Genomic DNA, 18079 nt, shown 5'->3' with positions numbered 1-18079 from the left:
CGCGTGTGAACGGCAACGCACGCGCACCCCTTCCGGCCCCTGTCCGCCAGCCTGCGCCCGCACGCTGGTACCATGGGCTATCGTTCCGCCTTTTCGGCTTCACCCTTGCCGCCATTCTCTTTGTCGAAGGCCTGATCTTCGTTCCCAGCGCGTCAGGGTTCCGTACAGCCTGGCTGAATGAACGGCTGCAGGCCGCGCGGATCGCTGCGCTCGCCCTTGATGCCTCTCCATCCCGCATGGTGTCGGAGGAACTTGCCCGGCAATTGCTGGAGAATGCTGAAGTCCTGTCCGTGGCTGAGGTCGAAGACGACATGCACATCCAGCTTCTCGATTCCGGCATGGACATCGAGGGGAGCTTTTACCAGCTCGACCTGCGGGAAACGACGCCCGTCAGCCGGGTCATGCGGGTCATGGGGGCCTTTGCCGCCCCGAAAGACCGGATCCTCGTCATCACGGCTGTCGGATCGACGCCCAGCCGCATCATCGAAGTGGTCGTCCCCCAGGCCCCGCTCCGGAAAGACCTCTACGCTTATGGCCAGCGTATCCTCGGCCTGTCCTTCCTGATCGCCCTGATTGCGGCGACCGTGATCTACGTGCTGCTGCACTTCCTGGTCGTGCGGCCAATGGCGCGGGTGACCGCCAGTGTGGAACAGTTCCGGATGGACCCCGGTGGCTGGTCCCGGCGCCTGCAGCCAACCTCGCGGCAAGACGAGATCGGCCGTGCCCAGAACGCCCTGTCCGACATGGAGGAAGCCGTGGCTGACGCCTTCCGCCAGCGCGCCCACCTGGCCGAACTCGGCACAGCCGTCGCCAAGATCAATCACGACCTGCGCAATTCGCTCGCCTCGGCGCAGCTCGTTTCCGATACGCTCGCCCGGTCCGAAGACCCGCGCGTGCAGAAGGCCGCGCCGCGCCTCGAACGCGCCCTCACCCGCGCCATCAATCTTGCTTCCGAAACGCTGGACTATGGCAAGGCCGCGCCCCAGCCCGCAGATATCCAGCCCGTGTCCCTGCGCGGCTGCATCGAGGAGGCCGCCGCCGAAGCGCTCGCCGCCTGGCCGGAAGTTGAATTTATCGACGAGCTGCCAAGCGCGCGCATCATCAATGCCGACCCCGAACACCTGCACCGCCTCGCGGCAAATCTCATCCGCAATGCCGCCGAGGCCATGGTCGCCGCTGCCTCCCTGCCCAAACGCATCACCGTGACGCTCACGCGCGACGGGGTTGAGTTCGCCGACACCGGCCCCGGCCTGCCGCCGAATGCGCAGGACAATCTGTTCAAGCCGTTCGCCGCGTCCTCCCGCAAGACCGGCACAGGCCTCGGCCTGGTCATCGCGCGGGAACTTGCGGCCGGCATGGGCGGAGACCTGATGCTCGCCTCTACCGGTAGCGAAGGCACGGTCTTCCGCCTGATCCTGCCGGACCTCCTCGTGTGACCGCCTACACGCCGCCGCAGGGGCCGCCTCGCTACGTGCACGTCGATGACGATCTGATCGTGATCGACAAACCGTCCGGCCTGCTCTCCGTGCCCGGACGAGGACCGGAAAAGGCGGACTGCGCCATCACCCGCGTCAATGCCGAGCATCCCGGTGTGCTGACCGTTCACCGGCTGGACATGGCCACCAGCGGCCTGCTTGTGTTCGCCCGGTCGAAAGCGGTTCAGTCGGCCCTGTCCCGCCTGTTCGAGCGGGGCAAAGTGGAGAAGGAATACATCGCCGATGTCTGGGGCGCACCAGACCCCGCTGCCGGAGAGATCGACCTGCCGCTGATCACCGACTGGCCGAACCGGCCGCGCCAGAAAGTGGATCACGAGATCGGCAAGCCCAGCCAGACCCTGTACGAAACGATGGAAACGCGCCTTGGCAAAACGCGTCTCCGTCTTACCCCGCTGACCGGGCGATCACACCAGCTGCGCGTCCACCTCGCCGACATCGGCCACCCGATCCTCGGCGACGACCTCTACGCCCATGAGGCCGCATTGGCCGCAGAGCCGCGTCTTTGCCTGCATGCCAGCGCGATCGCTTTCGATCATCCGGGCACGGGAGACCGGCTGGCGCTGTCCCTGCCCTGCCCCTTCTGAGGTCAGAGGGTCCGGCGCATCTGGAGAAACCGGCCGCCGCCATGCCAGAGCGGGCGATCCTCCGCGATCTCCATTTCGAAACCGAGCTTTCTGTAGAGCGCCATCGACGCTTCCAGCCCGTCCGTGGTTTCGAGATAGATCGAACTCCAGTCCTGCGCCTTCGCATGCATCATCGCGGCATCCAGCAATTTTCCGCCAAGGCCCAGGCCCCGCGTTTCCGGCGTCAGCACGACCCAGCGCAACTGGCCGGTATCGCCCCGGTCCACCACGGCGGCACAGCCGACTGTTTCACCATCCAGTTCCGCGAACCAGACGCGGCTACCGGGCCGCGCGGGAATATCGGCCTCTTCCACCGTGTGCCGCACATGGCCCAGGAAATCGGCGCCATAATGTGCGCCCTCCTGTTCATAGCCGCGCCGATGCAGATCGACGATCCGTTCAACATCGCCGTCGCGCCAGTCACTGCGGATATTGACGTTTCGGGTCATCGCAATCGCTTCTTCGTCCGGCCTTCATGTGCGCGGGCCGCCGCCGGGTCTTCCGGCCAGTCATGCTTGGGATAGCGCCCGCGCATATCCTTCGCCATATCCTTGTAGCCGCCCTGCCAGAAGGCGGGCAGGTCCTGTGTTGTCGCAACCGGCTTCATACCGGGTGACAACATCTCCACCGTCACCGGCACACGCCCGTCCGCAATGCGCAAGTGCTCCGCACACCCCCAAAAGGCCTGTGCCCTGGCCGACACGAGCGGCGCACGCGGATCCAGATAATCCACGCGGGCCGTCTGCCCGGACGGCAGTTCCAGCGACAGCGGTGCCCCGGTGCGCAGGGCTTCCTGTACCGGCCAATCCAGTGAGGCGATCAAGGCCTCGCGCACCTTGTGGTCTGCCGGCACCTGCGCCCCGGCCTTTTTCAGGCATGGCAACAGCCAGTCCGGCGCCGAGGCCTGCAACCCGTCTGCGCTGAGGTCTTGCGCCTCGACCAGCCCGGCCCGCTCCAGCAGGGCAATCCGCGACAGCGTTTCCTCAACCACCTCGCCCGCTCCGATGGCGGCGAAGCCCTCTTCCGCAATGGCCGCCAGCATCGCCCGGGCCGCCACGGCCGCAGACGGTTTCGGCAAGGGCGACGCCGACAAGACGATCGCCCCCAGCGCCTTGACCCGCCGCGCGGTGAACCGGCCGGTCTTCGAATCAAACTCGGCCCGGTCCTCGCTGACCACGTCCCCACTTGCCAACGCGTCCGCCTCGCTGACGGGCATGGCCAGCGAGATGCGCGCCTCTTTTGATGCTCCGCCAAGGTCGGCAACCACCAACCAGTCGGACTTCGCCAGCGGATCACTATCCGGGAGGGTGGCCGCGCGCCCCGATGCCAGCAAATAAGTGCCCGCGGTGCCGGGCCGTTTCCGGGCCACCTCATCCGGCCAGGCGCCAGCCAGGAGTTTTGCGAGATCGCCGGACGGCGCCGCGCCCTTGCCCCAGTTTTTTGCCTGTTGCTGCAACACGCGCGCACGGGGCGTGCGCTCCTGCCGGAAACGGGCCAGCCGCTCGCGCAGGTCCACCGATGTTCCGCCGACGCCGCGTTCCCCGGCCAGCGCGGCCACCTCCGCCGCAAGCGCCCGTTCTCCACCGTTCGCTCCGGCAACCAGCGCGGCAAGGCGCGGCGGCAGCGGCAAGCGCGACATCTCGGACCCGAGCGGCATGAGCCGTCCGTCTTCATCAACGGCCTTCAATGTCTGCAGCAAGTCTGCTGCAGCCTTCAGCCGCCCGGCCGGCGGGGCATCCATCCAGGTCAGATTTCCGGCCTCCCGTTCGCCCCATTCGGCGAGGGTCAGGACGAGGCCGGACAGATCACTCGACAGGATCTCCGGCACCGGCGCAGGCATCAGGCCCCGTGTCGCTTCCTCATCCCACAAGCGATAGCAGACCCCCGGCTCAAGCCGCCCGGCCCGGCCGCGGCGCTGGTCCACCGACGCGCGGGAGGCCCGCACCGTGCTGAGCCGGGACCCAAGCCCGCCGATATTGTCTTCCGCCACCCGCGACAGACCGGAATCGATCACGATCCGTACGCCTTCAATGGTCAGGGCGCTTTCGGCTATGTCCGTCGCCAGAACAATTTTCCGTTTTCCATCCGGTGCAGGCTGCACGGCGGCGTCCTGTTCCGCCGGGCTGAGCGCCCCGAACAGCGGCGCGACGATCACATCCGGGCCCAGTCCTTCCAGGCGTTCGGCCGTGCGCCGGATCTCTCCCGCCCCTGGCAGGAAAACGAGGACCGACCCGCCTTCTTCTCTCAAGGCCCGGCGAATAGCGGCGGCCATCCGGTCTTCAATCCGGTCTTCGGAGCGGCCGAGATACCGGGTCTCCACCGGGAACATCCGGCCCTGGCTTTCCACAACCGGCGCATCGAACACGGCCGAGACACGCGCCGTATCCAGCGTTGCCGACATGATCAGAAGTTTCAGGTCTTCCCGGAACGCCGACTGGCTCTCCAGTGCGAGGGCGAGGCCGAGGTCGGAATTCAACCGGCGCTCGTGAAATTCGTCGAACAGGATTGCGCCTACGCCCGCCAGTTCAGGATCATTCAGGATGCGCCGGGTGAACAGGCCATCCGTAATCACTTCCACCACCGTGTCGGCGGAGACTTTCCGGTCCACCCGCGTGGTCAGGCCGACGCGCTTGCCAAGCGGCTCGCCCAGGCTCTTCGCCATCTGCTGCGCCGCCATGCGCGCGGCGATGCGGCGGGGCTCCAGCATCAGGATTCGCCCGGTCACGACGGCTGGCAGATCGAGGAAACCGGCCAGCAACAGTGGCACACGGGTCGTCTTGCCTGCGCCGGGCGGCGCAGCCAGGACTAGCCGTGGCGCCTCGCTGAGGCGGGCAGAAATGTCCCCCAGCACCTCGTCAATTGGCAGGGAAGCGCGAATATTTGCCATCATCTGCCGCAATAAGACCGCCTCTGCCCCTGTGGCAAGCACTGGTGCCCTGATTACAGTGCCGGACAAAGGCGCAATTGCCTTCCTTCAATCTCGTCCCTAGGGTCTGCCGAACTTTCAAGGGAGCTGTGGATGAAGTGGTGGTTTGGAATCGATCTGTGGAAACGTGTGATTGTCGCACTGGTCCTCGGCACGATCGCGGGCATTGCCCTACGCTCCGGAATGGGCCCTGACGCGGCGGCGGTATTCGCCACCGACTGGGTCAAATGGATCGGCGACCTTTTCCTGCGCCTGATCCGGATGCTGGTCGTCCCGCTCGTCTTCTTTACCCTCGTGTCCGGCATGATCGCCATGGGCGACCCGAAACGCCTCGGCAGTCTCGGCCTGCGCACGATCGGCCTCTATTTCGGGACCACCGCCGTCGCCGTCACGCTGGGCCTGATCATGGCCACCGTCTTCCAGCCGGGCGCCAGCCTGTCCCCGGAAATGTTTGAAGGCGTCGACGGAAGCGCCATGGCCAGCATCGCCGAGAAGGCAGACCAGGCAGGCGGGTTCGTCGATCGCTTCCTGTCTATCGTCCCGACCAATCCATTCGAAGCCCTCGCCAATGGGGACATCCTGCAGGTGATCTTCTTCGCGATCCTGTTCGGCGTCGGCATCATGCTCGCAGGCGATCTCGGCAAGCCGGTCGCCGCCTTCTTCGACGGCGCCGCCGAAGTGATGATGAAGGTCACCGAGTTCGTGATGGAAACCGCGCCGTTCGGCGTGTTCGCGCTGATGACATGGGTGCTGGCAACCCAGGGCCTTGGTATTCTGCAAAGCCTCGGCATGCTGGCCATCGCACTTTACCTTGCCTGCATCCTGCACATCATCATCACCTATGGCGGGATCCTCAAATTCGTGCTGCGCCTGCCGCTGATGCCCTTCTTCCGCGGTGTCACCGACGCGCAGGCCGTCGCCTATTCGACCTCTTCGTCCAGCGCGACGCTGCCGGTCACCATTGCCTGTGCCGAGGAAAACCTTGGCGTCGACAAATCCATTGCGGGCTCGGTCCTGCCGCTGGGGGCCACGATCAATATGGACGGCACGGCCATCTATATCGGCATGGTTGCCCTGTTCGGTGCCCAGGCCCTCGGGGTGGATGTCAGCCTCGGCCAGTATGTCCTGGTGGCGGTGATGGCAACGCTGGTGTCGATCGGCGCAGCCGGTATTCCGAGTGCAGGCCTGCTCCTGTCCGGCATGGCCCTGCAACAGGTCGGCATTCCGCAGGAAACCGCCTATCTCGTGATCGGCTTCATCCTGCCCTTCGACCGGCTGCTCGACATGATGCGGACACTCACCAATGTGACAGGCGACGCCACCGTGGCGACCGCCGTTGCCAAATGGGAAAACGAGTTCGACTACGACATCTACATCGCCCGCGATCCGGTTTGATCTTTCCCGATACAGGCCTTCGGCCTATGCTGATGGCCTGTATCGGGGTTGAATTCGGGCGGTGAGGTAAAACCTGTGTTGCGTACCATATTGCCAGGAAAGCGCGGGCCCGCGTGAGACGCAGGGCGCGAACCGTTGCCACGTTCGGCGGACGCCAGCTTGGCTGGGTCGCGGGCGTGGCTGCAATCGTGCTCGCCCTCCTCGCCCTGGGCGTTGCCGGTTTCTGGCCCCTCACCCCGATTGACCGTCTGGTAGACAGGCTGGTGGGCAGCCTGCGCGGGGGATCGCTCTACGACCTGATGCTTGTTGTCACGGCGCTGGGCGATGGCCTGTTCCTGACGCTGGTCGCCGTGGTGACAATTGCCTCCTTCCTGTTCACCGGCGCGCGCTGGCGGGCCATGTGCTACACGCTCTGCTTCGGATCCATGCCGGTCGTGGTCCACACGATAAAACTCTGGATCGCCCGCCCCCGCCCCTCGGACATTCCGTATACCGGCGTTGACCAGTTCAGCTTCCCGTCAAGCCATGTCGCCCATTCGGCGCTGATCTATGGCGCCGTTGCAGGGCTGACCTTCGTCACCTTCCGCGGCTGGATGCGCTGGAGCCTGACCGGCTCTTTCCTGCTGCTGGTCGCGATGATCGGCGTGTCGCGCATCTATCTAGGGGCGCACTGGTTCAGTGATGTGCTGGCAGGATATGCGCTGGCGGGCCTGTTCCTCGTCATGCTGGCCATCGCCGTGGCGAAACACCCCGAGCCGCCGAGATTTTCGCGCGCCATTCCGATCACCCTGTTCGTGATCGCCGCCGCCTTCCCCATCTATCTGATGATCTCGCTGCCGGATTCCGATGCGCTCTACCGGGCGATCGAACTGCATCAGCGCCCCGGCACACCGGCCGGGTCCATGCCCTCGCCCTGAGCGGCAAAGCGGTCTACACACCGCCCGCCATGCTGACCCGCCGGAAAACCCTCGAACTTGCCCTGCCGATCATCGCGGCGCAGGCGGCCACGGCCACGACCGGTATCGTCGACACCGCCGTCATGGGCCGGTTCGGTGACAAGGCAGATCTTGCCGCTGTCGCCATCGCGGCGGTCGCCTACAGCTTCATCTACTGGGGCTTCGGCTTCCTGCGCATGTCCACCACGGGCCTTTCCGCGCAGGCGGCAGGCCGGGAGGATGAAGCGGAGAAACGCGCCGTCCTGCTGCGGGCCCTGTCGCTGGGCGGCGCCATCGGCCTCACCCTTCTCATCCTTTCCCCGATCCTGAAGCCGCTCGCCTTTGCAGCCTTTGGCAGCACCGAACACGTCGAGACCCTGGCCGGGGCCTATTTCACTGCCCGCATCTGGGGCGCCCCGGCCTACCTGATGGGTCTGGCGGTCACGGGCTGGATGCTCGGCACCGGACGGACAGGCCAGATGCTGGCCTTCCAGATCGTGATGAACGGGGTGAATGCCGGGCTGGACACCTGGTTCGTCGCGCGGCTCGGCCTCGGCCCGGCCGGGATCGGCGCGGGTACCGCGATTGCGGAATGGACCGCCCTCCTCTTCGGCCTCGCGCTGGTCTTCCCGGCATTCCGGGGCGCCGCGCCGCTGTTCGACCGCGCGCGCCTGACCGCCCTGTTCAGCGCCAACCGGGACATCATGATCCGCACGCTGGCACTGGTGCTCTGTTTCGGCTGGTTCGTCCGCTCCGGCACGCTGATCTCCACTGCTGTCACGGCGGGCAATGAAGTCCTGCTGCAGTTCATCACGGTGGCGGCCTTCGTGCTGGATGGCTTTGCCTTCGTCGCGGAGAAGGAAGCCGGTGAGGCCTATGGCGCAAATAGCGCCCCGCGCCTCGCCCGCGCGATGCGGCTGACCAGCGAGTTTGCCTTGATCGCGGGGCTCGCCTTTGCGCTGCTCTATTTCCTCGGGGGCGGCTGGGTCATCACGACCTTTGTGCGCGATGTCGAGGCGCGAGACGCGGCGCTTGCCTACCTGCCCTATTGCGCCCTGGTGCCGCTGATCGGCATCGTCCCCTGGCAGCTCGACGGTCTGTTCCTGGGGACCACGCAAGGCCGCGCCCTGCGCAATGCCGGCGTCGCCGTTGCCGTGCTCTATATCGGCACGGACCTGATCCTCCGCCCGGCTTTCGGCAATACGGGCGTGTGGGTCGCATTCCTGCTGATGTATCTCTATCGCGGGGCGGCGCTGGGTCTCTATGTGCCCGGCCTCTTCAGGCGGCTGCAGCCCGCCGCCAAGTCCGCCTAGAGCGCGGTTCCGACCGCATCGGCCAGTGTGGCATATCCGTCTGCCCTGATCAGGTCCGGCAAAGCGCGATTGATGTCCTGCGCGAGACCCGGCCCTTCATAGACCATGGCGGAATAAAGCTGCACGGCATTCGCCCCGGCACGGATCTTGGCATAGGCATCTGCCGCACTGGCGATCCCTCCTGCCCCAATCAGGTCGAATTCACCTTTCAGCGCGCGGGCAAAAGCTGCCAGAACCTCCGTCGACGGAGTCATCAGCGGCGCGCCGGACAATCCGCCCGTTTCACCCTTATGGGCGCTTTGCAGCGTCTCCGGCCGGGCCAGTGTCGTATTGGACACGATCAGGCCAGACAGCCACGCGCCCGGCCCGCGCACCATATCCACAATGTCGGCGATGGCTTGTTCGTCGAGATCCGGCGCCACTTTCAGGAAAACCGGCTTGTCCGCCCGGGCGGCAGCCCCACAGGCGGTCAGCAAGGCTTCCAGCGAGGCGCGGTCCTGCAGGCCGCGCAGACCCGGCGTGTTGGGCGACGAGATATTGATCGTCACATAGTCTGCATGCGGGGCGACCGCTTCGATGCCGGTCACATAATCCGCGATCCGGTCTTCACTATCCTTGTTGGCACCGACATTCGCGCCCACCGGCACTTCGCCATGATAGGTTTTCAGGTTGCGGACGAAATAATCGAGCCCCGCATTGTTGAACCCCATCCGGTTGATCACGGCCCGGTCTTCACTCAGGCGGAACAGGCGCGGCTTTGGATTGCCAGGCTGTGGGCGCGGGGTGACCGTGCCGCATTCCACAAAGCCGAACCCGAACTTCGCCATCGCATCCGGCACATCGCAATTCTTGTCGAACCCGGCCGCCAGCCCGACAGGCGACGGCAGCTTCAGGCCGGACTTCGGCAGCACGACCTCCAGCGCCGGATTGGCCAATGGCGGGTTCAGCGGCACACCAAGGCGCAGTTTCAGCGCCTTGATGGTGGCCGTATGCGCCGCTTCCGGCGGCAGCAATTTCACGATTTCCGCGCCGAGACCGGTCAGGCTCATCAGTATACCTCCGGGAAGCGCAACGCGCCGTCAGGTCCCGGCAGCAACTGCCAGACGGCGTCGGCCAGGGACACTTCAAGCGGGGCATAAAGATGCGGGAACATCTGCCCGCCCCGGCTCGCCTCCCAGGTCAGCGGCGGCAGGTCTGCCACGGCGAAGCGCAACAGGCGCACGCCCTCTGCCCCGGCAAAGTGCAGCTTTGCGGTCTCGGCCACCTGTGACCGGGTTGAGAGATGGACATAGCCATCGGTCTCGTCGATCGCGGCGCTGGTCACCCCATTGGCCGAGGCGGCTTTCCAGTCAGCCCCGGTCAGCAATTTGTAGACATGGGTTTCGTTCGTATCGCTCATGCCTGTCATTCAGCAGGCTTTGCGCAGGCTGGCAATTGCGGCAAGCTTTCCCGGCACCGCGGGAGAGACAAATGGCCAGGAAACATACCGACGAGGAAATCCGCGCCATGATGCTGCCGCATGGGCGCACCATCGGCCAGGAACTTGCCGCGCTGGATGCGTTTTCCCGGCTGCTCGATTCCCGGTTTGGCCTGCTGGGCGTGAAATTCGGCCTCGATTCCGTGCTGGGGCTGGTCCCTGTTGTCGGAGACGCGGCGACCGGCGCCATTGGCCTGCACGCCCTCGTCACGGCGTGGCGGCTGAAACTGCCCGCATCGGCCTCCATCGGGATTGTCTGGAACCTTGTCATCGACACGGTATTGGGGTCGCTTCCGATCGCCGGGGATGTGTTCGACATCTTCTACCGGTCGAACCGGAAGAATTATCGCATCGTGGAGAAACACCTTGTCCGCAGGGCCGAGGCCCATGCGGCGTCAGGCAGGGCAGCTTCCGTCAGGACGCAGAATTAGGCAGGCTGGCCGTCGTGACCTTCACCACATCGGTGGCGCGGGCCAGGGTCCAGCCGCCATCCGGTGCCTGACAGGCGGCAAACCGGCCACGCTCCTGCCCGGCAAAGGCATAGGCCACATCCCGGCACATCACGCTGACCGTGACGGGCGCCTGTTCGGTGACCACACGGGTCACCTTGCTGACGCCCGGCGTGTAAGTGACGGTGCGCACAGTGGACTGGCCCATCTCGCGTGACACCGTCCGTTCAAGAACGATGGTCAGCGTGCGGTTGTCCGGCGTGATGATCGCCTGTTTCGAGCCGTCTGACCCATTGTCGAGGATGCTGCGGAAGGCCTGACGCACCAGTTCCATATCCTCGGTCATCAGGGGCTCAGCGGACGTCCGCTCGATCCGGCCGGCAAGGAAGGCTTCCGGCGTCTGCAGGCCGGATGTCTCTGCAAAGTCACGGACGTCGGCCTTGCTGGCGGTCAGCGCAGCGGGCGGCTTGCGGGTGACGGTCTTGCCTTCATCCGGCGTGTAGGAGGCGCGGATCAGCTGGGCTGGCTTTTCCGGCTTGTGAGAGGCCGGGACCGGCACCGGGCCTTCATAGGCGGTGAAGACGATGGGCTTCGGCGCCGGGGCTTCGGGCGCCGCCCGTGTTTCCGGAACGGGCTCAGACACGGCAGCAGGCGCGGCAACTTTCTGAAGGTTTGCCGTGCGGGCCTGTTGTTCCGCGACCAGTTTCTCGGCGGCGAGACGATCTGCGGCGGCCTGTGCAGCGATCTGTTCCAGGCGGCGCGCTTCGGCCGCATCGGCCTCTGCCTGCGCTTTCAGGGCAGCAAGGCGAAGACGGTCTGCCTCCTGCGACTTGGCCAGTTCGAACGCTTCCTGACGGGCCGCAGCCTCGGCGGCTTCGCGGTCAGCGCGAAGTTTGGCGAGGCGCTGCGTATCGAGATCGGCAAGGCGCTGGGCCTCTGCATCGGCTTCGGCGAGGCGTTTGGCTTCAAGATCTGCCAGGCGCTGGGCTTCGGCCTCGGCGGCGGCCTGCCGCTGGGCTTCGAGACGGGCGAGCCGGTCGGCCTCTGCCTGTGCCACGCGGGTGGCTTCAGCCTCGGCGAGGCGCTGGCGTTCAGCTTCCTCGGCGAGACGCGCCTCTTCAGCGGCTGCTGCGGCAGCAGCTTCGGCCTCGGCCACACGGACGGCTTCGGCATTGGCGATGGCCTTGGCGGCGCGCAGGCGGGCTTCTTTTTCGGCCGCTTCCCGGGCGAGCTTCGCTTCGGCCTCCATCCCGGCCTTGCGCTCGGCCAGCATGTCGGCAACGCCCTGATAGTTGAACCAGGCCTTCGGGGCGGCGGGCTCGGCAGCGCTGGCGAGCGCGACGGCAGAGGCCCCGCCCGGTTTCAGCGCCGGGGCGAGCGCGCCGGTTTCGGTCGTGCCCGTTTCGGTATTGTCTGTGGCGGGGTCGCCGGTCTTGTCATTGTGCTTCAGGGCGTTCTGCGCGGCCAGCACGGAGAGGCCTGCGAGGCCCAGGATGGCGAGGCCGGCAAAGGCCAGCTGAGAGACATCACCCAGACGGGTGGAGACGTCTTCGTGCGCCGCGTGCTCAGCGACATGCGGGCGGACATTCGGATGGTCCACAGCCGCAGCTGCGGCCGGGATGATCGCTGGCGCCATCGCAGGTGAAGGGGCGCGGCGCTCTTCGTCCTTGCGGGCGGCAACTTCCTCGATGACCGAGACCAGTTCCTCATCGCTCGGCGGCGTTTTTGCCTCAGCGGCCGGGACTTCGACAGCCGTTGCGGCGCGGATGCGCTCGGCCTCTGCCCGGGCGGCGGCGTCAGCCTTGGCTGCTGCCTCTGCTTCGGCGCGGCGCCGGCGGGCCTCTTCGCGCACGGCATCGGCCGCGCGGCGGCTTTCCGGCGTGCTGGAGGCGCCGGGCCGGTAGACGATGCCGGAGTCGATGGCGAGCGTGGACTGCGGCCGCGCCGCCTTTCGCGCCATCAGTCTGGCCCGGAAAGATCCCGGATCGGCGGCCTTGCCAGCCGTCTTGCCAGCTGTGCCGTTTCCGTCGTTTTGCCTGTCGATCATGACCTTAACCCCACAGTGCAGACGATTAACCTGCCCTCTAAGTTACGGTAAACGATTAATGTAACGAAAACCATGGCGCATCGAAAGCGTCTTGAAAGCGGCTCCCCGCTTGTCAGCGCCCCGCCGTCGCCTTAATGCAACAGCCTCAAGCTGCAGCGCTCAGGGAAAAATTCTCCATGTCCACGCCGAAATCCGCCCCGAAAAAGGTCGTTCTTGCCTATTCCGGGGGTCTCGACACCTCGATCATCCTGAAATGGCTGCAAACCGAGTTCGGTGCAGAAGTTGTGACTTTCACGGCAGACCTCGGCCAGGGCGAAGAACTGGGCCCTGCGCGCGAAAAAGCGCTCGCCGCTGGCGTGAAGCCGGAAAACATCTTCATCGAGGATGTGCGCGAGGATTTCGTGCGCGATTACGTCTTCCCGATGTTCCGCGCCAATGCCGTCTATGAAGGCGTCTACCTGCTCGGCACCTCGATCGCCCGGCCGCTGATCTCCAAGCGCCAGATCGAGATTGCCGACATGGTCGGCGCCGACGCCGTCTGCCACGGCGCCACCGGCAAGGGCAACGACCAGGTCCGCTTCGAGCTCGGCTATTACGGCCTGAACCCGGACATCAAGGTCATCGCCCCGTGGCGCGACTGGGATTTCAAATCCCGGACGGACCTGCTGAAATTCGCCGAATCCCACGGCATCGAGATCGCCAAGGACAAGCGCGGCGAGGCCCCCTTCTCGGTCGACGCGAACCTGCTGCACTCCTCCTCCGAGGGCAAAGTGCTGGAAGACCCGGCCGAGCCCGCGCCGGAATTCGTCCATATGCGCACGATTGCCCCGGAAGACGCGCCGGACGAGCCGGAGATCATCACCATCGGGTTCGAGCGCGGCGATGCCTGTTCGATCAATGGCGAAGAGATGAGCCCGGCGACACTGCTCACCGCGCTGAACGCCTACGGCAAGAAGCACGGCATCGGCCGGCTGGACCTGCTGGAAAACCGCTTTGTGGGCATGAAGTCCCGCGGCATCTATGAGACGCCCGGCGGCACGATCCTGCTGGTCGCCCACCGCGGCATCGAACAGGCCACGCTCGACCGCGGCGCCGCGCACCTGAAAGACGAGCTGATGCCGAAATATGCAGAGCTCATCTATAATGGCTTCTGGTGGAGCCCGGAGCGTGAAATGCTGCAGGCCGCCATCGACCATTCGCAGCGCTATGTTTCCGGCGAAGTGAAGCTCAAGCTCTACAAGGGCCAGGCCTATCTGATCGGCCGCTCCAGCCCCTATTCTCTGTACCGGGAAGATATCGTCACCTTCGAAGACGACCACGGCGCCTACGACCAGAAGGATGCCGAAGGCTTCATCCGACTGAACGCGCTGCGGCTCAAGCTGCTGGCCGGTCGGGACCGGAAGTTCGGAAAGAACTAGGAATATGCAAAACTGGCTGAAGGCACTATTTTCAGACCAAGACACAGATGAAAACGACGCCTACTTCCGCGCCAAAGCCATCACACAGCGGAAGTGGGCTGTAATCCTCTTCGTGTTCGCCATATTGATGGAGTACAAAGCATTTTCCATCGACGGCAAAATTCTAATCTTTTCGTTCTCCGAGGAGAACAACTTTGTTATCCACAATGCTCTTTTCTCCGGTGTGATATTCATATCGCTGTTTACACTTTTTCAGCTACCCGGATTAATCGCCAAATACCCTGACTTTCTTGCCGACACATTTACTCGAATCAACATTGAGCAGACAAAGGCCAAAGATGAGCGGCTCAAACAACTCCACGAAGAAATTAGTAAAGTGGACAATTTGCGCATTCAGGCCATCGTGCGCACGAACATATTTATTCGCGAGGCACGGTTCTTTTTGGAACGTCTTGATCGAAGAGAGTTTGCATCTACGCTTGAAGAAATGCCGGGGGCACCAAACGTAAACAATACTATCCATCTGAATCGTTCAAAATATTTCGAGGATCGAAGTGATGATGACATTTTGGACGAGATATCAAAGTACAAAGATCAGGTTGCATCAATTCAGAATGCCAAAACCGGACTCACGCAACGGCAGACAGAATTGGAATTATCCCTTGAGAGACGCTTGGTATTGAACCCAATAGCAAAGGTGCTGATTGGGATATCTGCTGTCTTGCTCGACGCGATGCGAATTGCCCCGACGATTGCACTGGGTCTAATTTCAGTGCTGCATCTGACTAATGCGCACCGTCTCATTTGAAATCATCGCTTCCACGGTTGGCCTCTCTCCCATTCGCATCAAAAGCGGTGCTCTTGCCACCCCACCCCTCCCCTGCCATCCTCGGCACACAGCCAAGCGGAGGGGAGACCGATGGCGAAGATCCCGACGGATGAGCGCCTGCTGGCGGAAATCTACCGGCGCTATGATCGCGAATTCTCTGACTTCTCGGACGAGACCAAGACCCGCTCGACAAAGATCTGGGTGCCGATCGATATCGACGTGCTGGCCAGGCGCTTCCGCTGTGACCCGGACCTGATCTTCGGCCGGCTCTATTATCACATGAACGCCAAATACGGCTCGCACACCGGCGATGGCGACAGTGTGAACGTGTTCAGCCTGCGCATCGGGCGGGATGCGCACTGCGTGAACTTCCCCCTGCTGGCCAGCGTGCTGGCCGATTTGCAGGAAGACACGAAACGCTTCCGCATCTCCACCCGCATGGCGGCGCTGTCACTGATCGTGTCGGCGGCATCCATCCTGATTGCGATCTTCTGGAAAGGCGGCGCCGTGATGCTGCCCTGACGCATTGAGGGCAAACGTCCGGGTCAGTCTGTGGGTTCAGGACACGGCTTCAGGCCGCGGGCACACCCATCGTCTCTTCGGCGGGCGCCGGGCGCGAGACCAGCTTGCCGACCATCCACCAGATTCCAACCGTGCCGGCCGTGCCGGCAATACCGTCCACGAAGTAATGGTATCCAAGGTGCACAGAGCCGAACAGGATCAGCGCATAGAAGATCAGGGCCGGCACCAGGAACACCCTGTGGCATTGCCGGGCCAGCAGCACATAGAGCGCCGCCACGGAGACGTGGATCGAAGGCATCGCCGAAATCCCCTTCGCGATCCCCATGCCGCCCTCGCGATAGCCCTGGGCGAGATATTCCTGCCCGACCATGGCATAGGGCGCGCCCGCAACCGGCAGCAGGTCTGCATACCGGTCCTGGTAAGGGTGGCCGATCAGTTCCAGGAAGCACGGGCCGGCTGACGACCACAGCGTGGCCAGCCCCAGCCCCAGCAATCCCCAGACGCCGATGAAGCTGAAGAAATACCGTTTACGGATGCCCATGTCACAAAACAGGCTGACAAGGATTGGTATGATCAGGAAGGCCGGGAACCACAGCACATAGACATAGTCGATAACGGCCGTGCCCGTCGGCCCGACCAGCGCGTGCGTGAGGCGCCATGGGTCCGTGCCGAAGATCATCCGGTCCAGGTCGCTGAACATCGCATCGTGGGAAAACGGATTCACCAGCGGGATCATGATCTTGTAGGCCGTAAAGGCGCCCAGGAAGAGACTGGTCAGCAGTACCGGCAGGATGCGGTGGTAGATATTGTGGCGCGAGAACAACCCCGCGGAAAACGCCGCCAGCCGGCGCAGGCGCAGGTCCTTCTCAATGAACAGCAGATAGGCCGCATGCCAGACAATGGCCCAGATGCCGACATTCAGCATCAGCGCCGACGAGGTCAGGAACGAGCCGTGGAATGGGTTCGGCAACGGTGTCTGTGCAAGGCCCGACAGGACAAAGGCCGCGCCGGTCAGCCCGACCGTAATTGTCGTAAATACGATTAGCCATCTTGGCATTCCCATCTCCCGGCTTTGGGGGCCTCGCCCAGTTGCTCCCAGAGATAGAATGGCTAGTGCTTTTTAGTTGCTATAAAGTAATCGAAAAGGGGAAATTTATTCTACTTACCAGATTCCCCCCGCACAGATGCCAACGGGCCCACGGCCGGGGCCAGTTGGCAGTAGTCTGCGGAGGTCCTGTAGGGTCCGACATAATCCGGTATGGTCCGGCCTGGTCGCGCCACAGGTCATGGCCTGGTCCGGATAGGTCCGGCCGGGTCTGGGCGTGGTCTGCCCTGGGCGGGCGCTTTTCAGAATTCAGATTTTATCGCCGGGCAGCCATGGCTACGCCGGGCAAATGTGCTGGCCGCTATGGCAGGACGCAGACATCGCCGCGCTGAACATGCGGCTTGTTGCATTCCCAGCTCTCTTCCATGTAGCCGAGATGGGCATTGTCCGGCACGTTGATCGCCACGCAGGAGTCGCCGGACGCGACATAGCCGCGATCGCATTTCCAGCCGGGGCCGGACCGGGCCGTGCTGAGATAGCCGTTTTCCGGCACATTGATCCGGGCGCAGGTGTCGCCGTCGGCCTTGTAACCGCGGTCACACGCCCAGCCATCATTATAACTGAGGTCGCTCAGGTAGCCGTTCTCGGGCACATTGATCGGCGCGCATTTGCCATCGTCGATGGTGAAGCCCCGCTCGCAGCTCCACCGGACGCCAGACGGCTCAAGATAGGCATTGTCGGGCAGATCGATCAGGACACAGCCTTCATCGACCCGCTTGTAGCCAAAGACGCATTCCCAGCCCCGGCCATAGGACCGGTTGTTGAGATAGGCATTGTCCGGAATTTCGACGGTCACGCAGGCATCATCCTGTTCCTGGAATCCGTCATCGCAACGCCAGCTCGTGTTGTAGGAATTGGCGGAGGCGTTTTCCGGAACGTTCAGTTCCGCGCTGGCCGAGATCGTGGGGAAGAAAACCGTCATCACTGCGCACAGCAAAGAAATTGTTCCCGACCGGAACGACGTCCGGGCGGTGAATGTCTGGCGAAGCATGGAGAGTCCTTTTCGGGATCAGGCAGCAAAAAATGCCGCAATCCTCACCATCGCGCCCGAATAGTGTTGAAATTGTGTCGCGCAGACCTAGCGGTCTAATGGCCGATATCTTCGTTCCACAGGCTTGGATGATGCCGGATGAAGTCCGCCATCATGTCGATACAGGCCGGATCGTGCATGTCTTTCACCTCAGTCCCTGCCAGCGCCAGCACGTCCTGATAGCCTTTGAAATTGACGCTTTCCCCGATCACCACGCGGGGCACGCCGAACTGAATGATCGTACCGGTGCACATCATGCAGGGCGACAAGGTGGTGTACATCACCGTACCCTTATAGCTCGCCTGCCGCCCGGCATTCTGCATACAGGCCATCTCGCCATGCAGGATGGGGTCTGCCTTCTGGACACGCTGATTGTGCCCGCGGCCGATGATCTCGCCGTCGCGCACGAGGATCGCACCGATGGGCAGGCCGCCCTCTTCAAGCCCCTTCTGCGCCTCGGTATAGGCCTCACTCATGAAATCGGCATCCGAACGCATCATCAGGGTCTCTCCTT

The 18079-nt window shown here is 63.8% G+C and carries 17 protein-coding genes; 9 read left to right on the top strand and 8 right to left on the bottom strand.

The window, feature by feature from the left end:
• Nucleotides 1-5 precede the first annotated feature (5 nt).
• On the top strand, nucleotides 6-1436 hold the full coding sequence (locus HAD_RS04985; RefSeq protein WP_084331769.1) for a sensor histidine kinase: 1431 nt from the start codon (nucleotides 6-8) through the stop codon (nucleotides 1434-1436).
• Entirely contained in the window at nucleotides 1433-2080 is a 648-nt protein-coding gene (locus HAD_RS04980; RefSeq protein WP_035569754.1) for a pseudouridine synthase, read from the top strand. Before HAD_RS04985 ends, HAD_RS04980 begins: the two co-directional genes overlap by 4 nt.
• 2 nt (nucleotides 2081-2082) lie before the next feature.
• Here HAD_RS04980 and HAD_RS04975 read toward each other — a convergent pair whose 3' ends face one another.
• Together HAD_RS04975 and hrpB are read right to left on the bottom strand one after the other, a co-directional pair.
• Complete coding sequence (locus HAD_RS04975) at nucleotides 2083-2568, bottom strand: GNAT family N-acetyltransferase (RefSeq protein WP_035569753.1); 486 nt, start codon at nucleotides 2566-2568, stop codon at nucleotides 2083-2085.
• On the bottom strand, nucleotides 2565-5006 hold the full coding sequence (gene hrpB / locus HAD_RS04970; protein ID WP_035571661.1) for an ATP-dependent helicase HrpB: 2442 nt from the start codon (nucleotides 5004-5006) through the stop codon (nucleotides 2565-2567). Before hrpB ends, HAD_RS04975 begins: the two co-directional genes overlap by 4 nt.
• Before the next feature lie 132 nt (nucleotides 5007-5138).
• Here hrpB and HAD_RS04965 point away from each other — a divergent pair, with 132 nt between their 5' ends.
• From HAD_RS04965 to HAD_RS04955, 3 genes are all read left to right on the top strand, one after another.
• Nucleotides 5139-6440, top strand: coding sequence for a dicarboxylate/amino acid:cation symporter (locus HAD_RS04965; RefSeq protein WP_035569752.1), 1302 nt, complete (start codon nucleotides 5139-5141; stop codon nucleotides 6438-6440).
• 113 nt (nucleotides 6441-6553) lie between these two features.
• Entirely contained in the window at nucleotides 6554-7357 is an 804-nt protein-coding gene (locus HAD_RS04960) for a phosphatase PAP2 family protein (RefSeq protein WP_156942157.1), read from the top strand.
• A gap of 29 nt (nucleotides 7358-7386) precedes the next feature.
• Complete coding sequence (locus HAD_RS04955; protein WP_035569750.1) at nucleotides 7387-8688, top strand: MATE family efflux transporter; 1302 nt, start codon at nucleotides 7387-7389, stop codon at nucleotides 8686-8688.
• On the opposite strand, the gene HAD_RS04950 is transcribed toward HAD_RS04955, so the two are convergent.
• Together HAD_RS04950 and HAD_RS04945 are read right to left on the bottom strand one after the other, a co-directional pair.
• On the bottom strand, nucleotides 8685-9737 hold the full coding sequence (locus HAD_RS04950; protein WP_035569749.1) for a quinone-dependent dihydroorotate dehydrogenase: 1053 nt from the start codon (nucleotides 9735-9737) through the stop codon (nucleotides 8685-8687). The two genes, HAD_RS04955 and HAD_RS04950, sit on opposite strands and share 4 nt — an antisense overlap.
• Nucleotides 9737-10087: a DUF952 domain-containing protein gene (locus tag HAD_RS04945; RefSeq protein WP_035571659.1), complete on the bottom strand. Its 351-nt coding sequence runs from the start codon at nucleotides 10085-10087 to the stop codon at nucleotides 9737-9739. The genes HAD_RS04950 and HAD_RS04945 overlap by 1 nt, the downstream gene beginning before the upstream one ends.
• Nucleotides 10088-10158: 71 nt before the next feature.
• Here HAD_RS04945 and HAD_RS04940 point away from each other — a divergent pair, with 71 nt between their 5' ends.
• Complete coding sequence (locus HAD_RS04940) at nucleotides 10159-10596, top strand: DUF4112 domain-containing protein (RefSeq protein ID WP_051595930.1); 438 nt, start codon at nucleotides 10159-10161, stop codon at nucleotides 10594-10596.
• Here the strand turns inward: HAD_RS04940 and HAD_RS17800 are convergent.
• Complete coding sequence (locus HAD_RS17800) at nucleotides 10580-12661, bottom strand: hypothetical protein (RefSeq protein WP_051595929.1); 2082 nt, start codon at nucleotides 12659-12661, stop codon at nucleotides 10580-10582. The two genes, HAD_RS04940 and HAD_RS17800, sit on opposite strands and share 17 nt — an antisense overlap.
• 176 nt (nucleotides 12662-12837) lie before the next feature.
• Here HAD_RS17800 and HAD_RS04930 point away from each other — a divergent pair, with 176 nt between their 5' ends.
• From HAD_RS04930 to HAD_RS04920, 3 genes are all read left to right on the top strand, one after another.
• A complete protein-coding gene (locus HAD_RS04930) occupies nucleotides 12838-14079 on the top strand; it encodes an argininosuccinate synthase (RefSeq protein ID WP_035569748.1) in 1242 nt (413 codons plus the stop codon).
• Nucleotides 14080-14083: 4 nt separating this feature from the next.
• A complete protein-coding gene (locus tag HAD_RS04925; protein WP_035569747.1) occupies nucleotides 14084-14887 on the top strand; it encodes a hypothetical protein in 804 nt (267 codons plus the stop codon).
• A gap of 111 nt (nucleotides 14888-14998) precedes the next feature.
• A complete protein-coding gene (locus tag HAD_RS04920; RefSeq protein ID WP_035569746.1) occupies nucleotides 14999-15430 on the top strand; it encodes a hypothetical protein in 432 nt (143 codons plus the stop codon).
• A 49-nt stretch (nucleotides 15431-15479) separates the two neighbouring features.
• Here the strand turns inward: HAD_RS04920 and HAD_RS04915 are convergent, their stop codons facing one another.
• The 3 genes from HAD_RS04915 to HAD_RS04905 all read right to left on the bottom strand — a co-directional run bounded on the left by HAD_RS04915 (nucleotide 15480) and on the right by HAD_RS04905 (nucleotide 18065).
• Nucleotides 15480-16487: a phosphatase PAP2 family protein gene (locus HAD_RS04915; RefSeq protein WP_035569745.1), complete on the bottom strand. Its 1008-nt coding sequence runs from the start codon at nucleotides 16485-16487 to the stop codon at nucleotides 15480-15482.
• Between the two features lie 349 nt (nucleotides 16488-16836).
• On the bottom strand, nucleotides 16837-17526 hold the full coding sequence (locus tag HAD_RS04910) for a hypothetical protein (RefSeq protein WP_051595928.1): 690 nt from the start codon (nucleotides 17524-17526) through the stop codon (nucleotides 16837-16839).
• Nucleotides 17527-17621: 95 nt separating this feature from the next.
• Nucleotides 17622-18065 (bottom strand): nucleoside deaminase, encoded by a 444-nt coding sequence (locus tag HAD_RS04905; RefSeq protein ID WP_035569744.1) that lies wholly within the window; start codon nucleotides 18063-18065, stop codon nucleotides 17622-17624.
• Nucleotides 18066-18079 lie beyond the last annotated feature (14 nt).

The sequence above is a fragment of the Hyphomonas adhaerens MHS-3 genome, assembly GCF_000685235.1.
GTDB lineage: Bacteria > Pseudomonadota > Alphaproteobacteria > Caulobacterales > Hyphomonadaceae > Hyphomonas > Hyphomonas adhaerens.
This window is presented reverse-complemented; position numbering and strand designations above follow the sequence as displayed.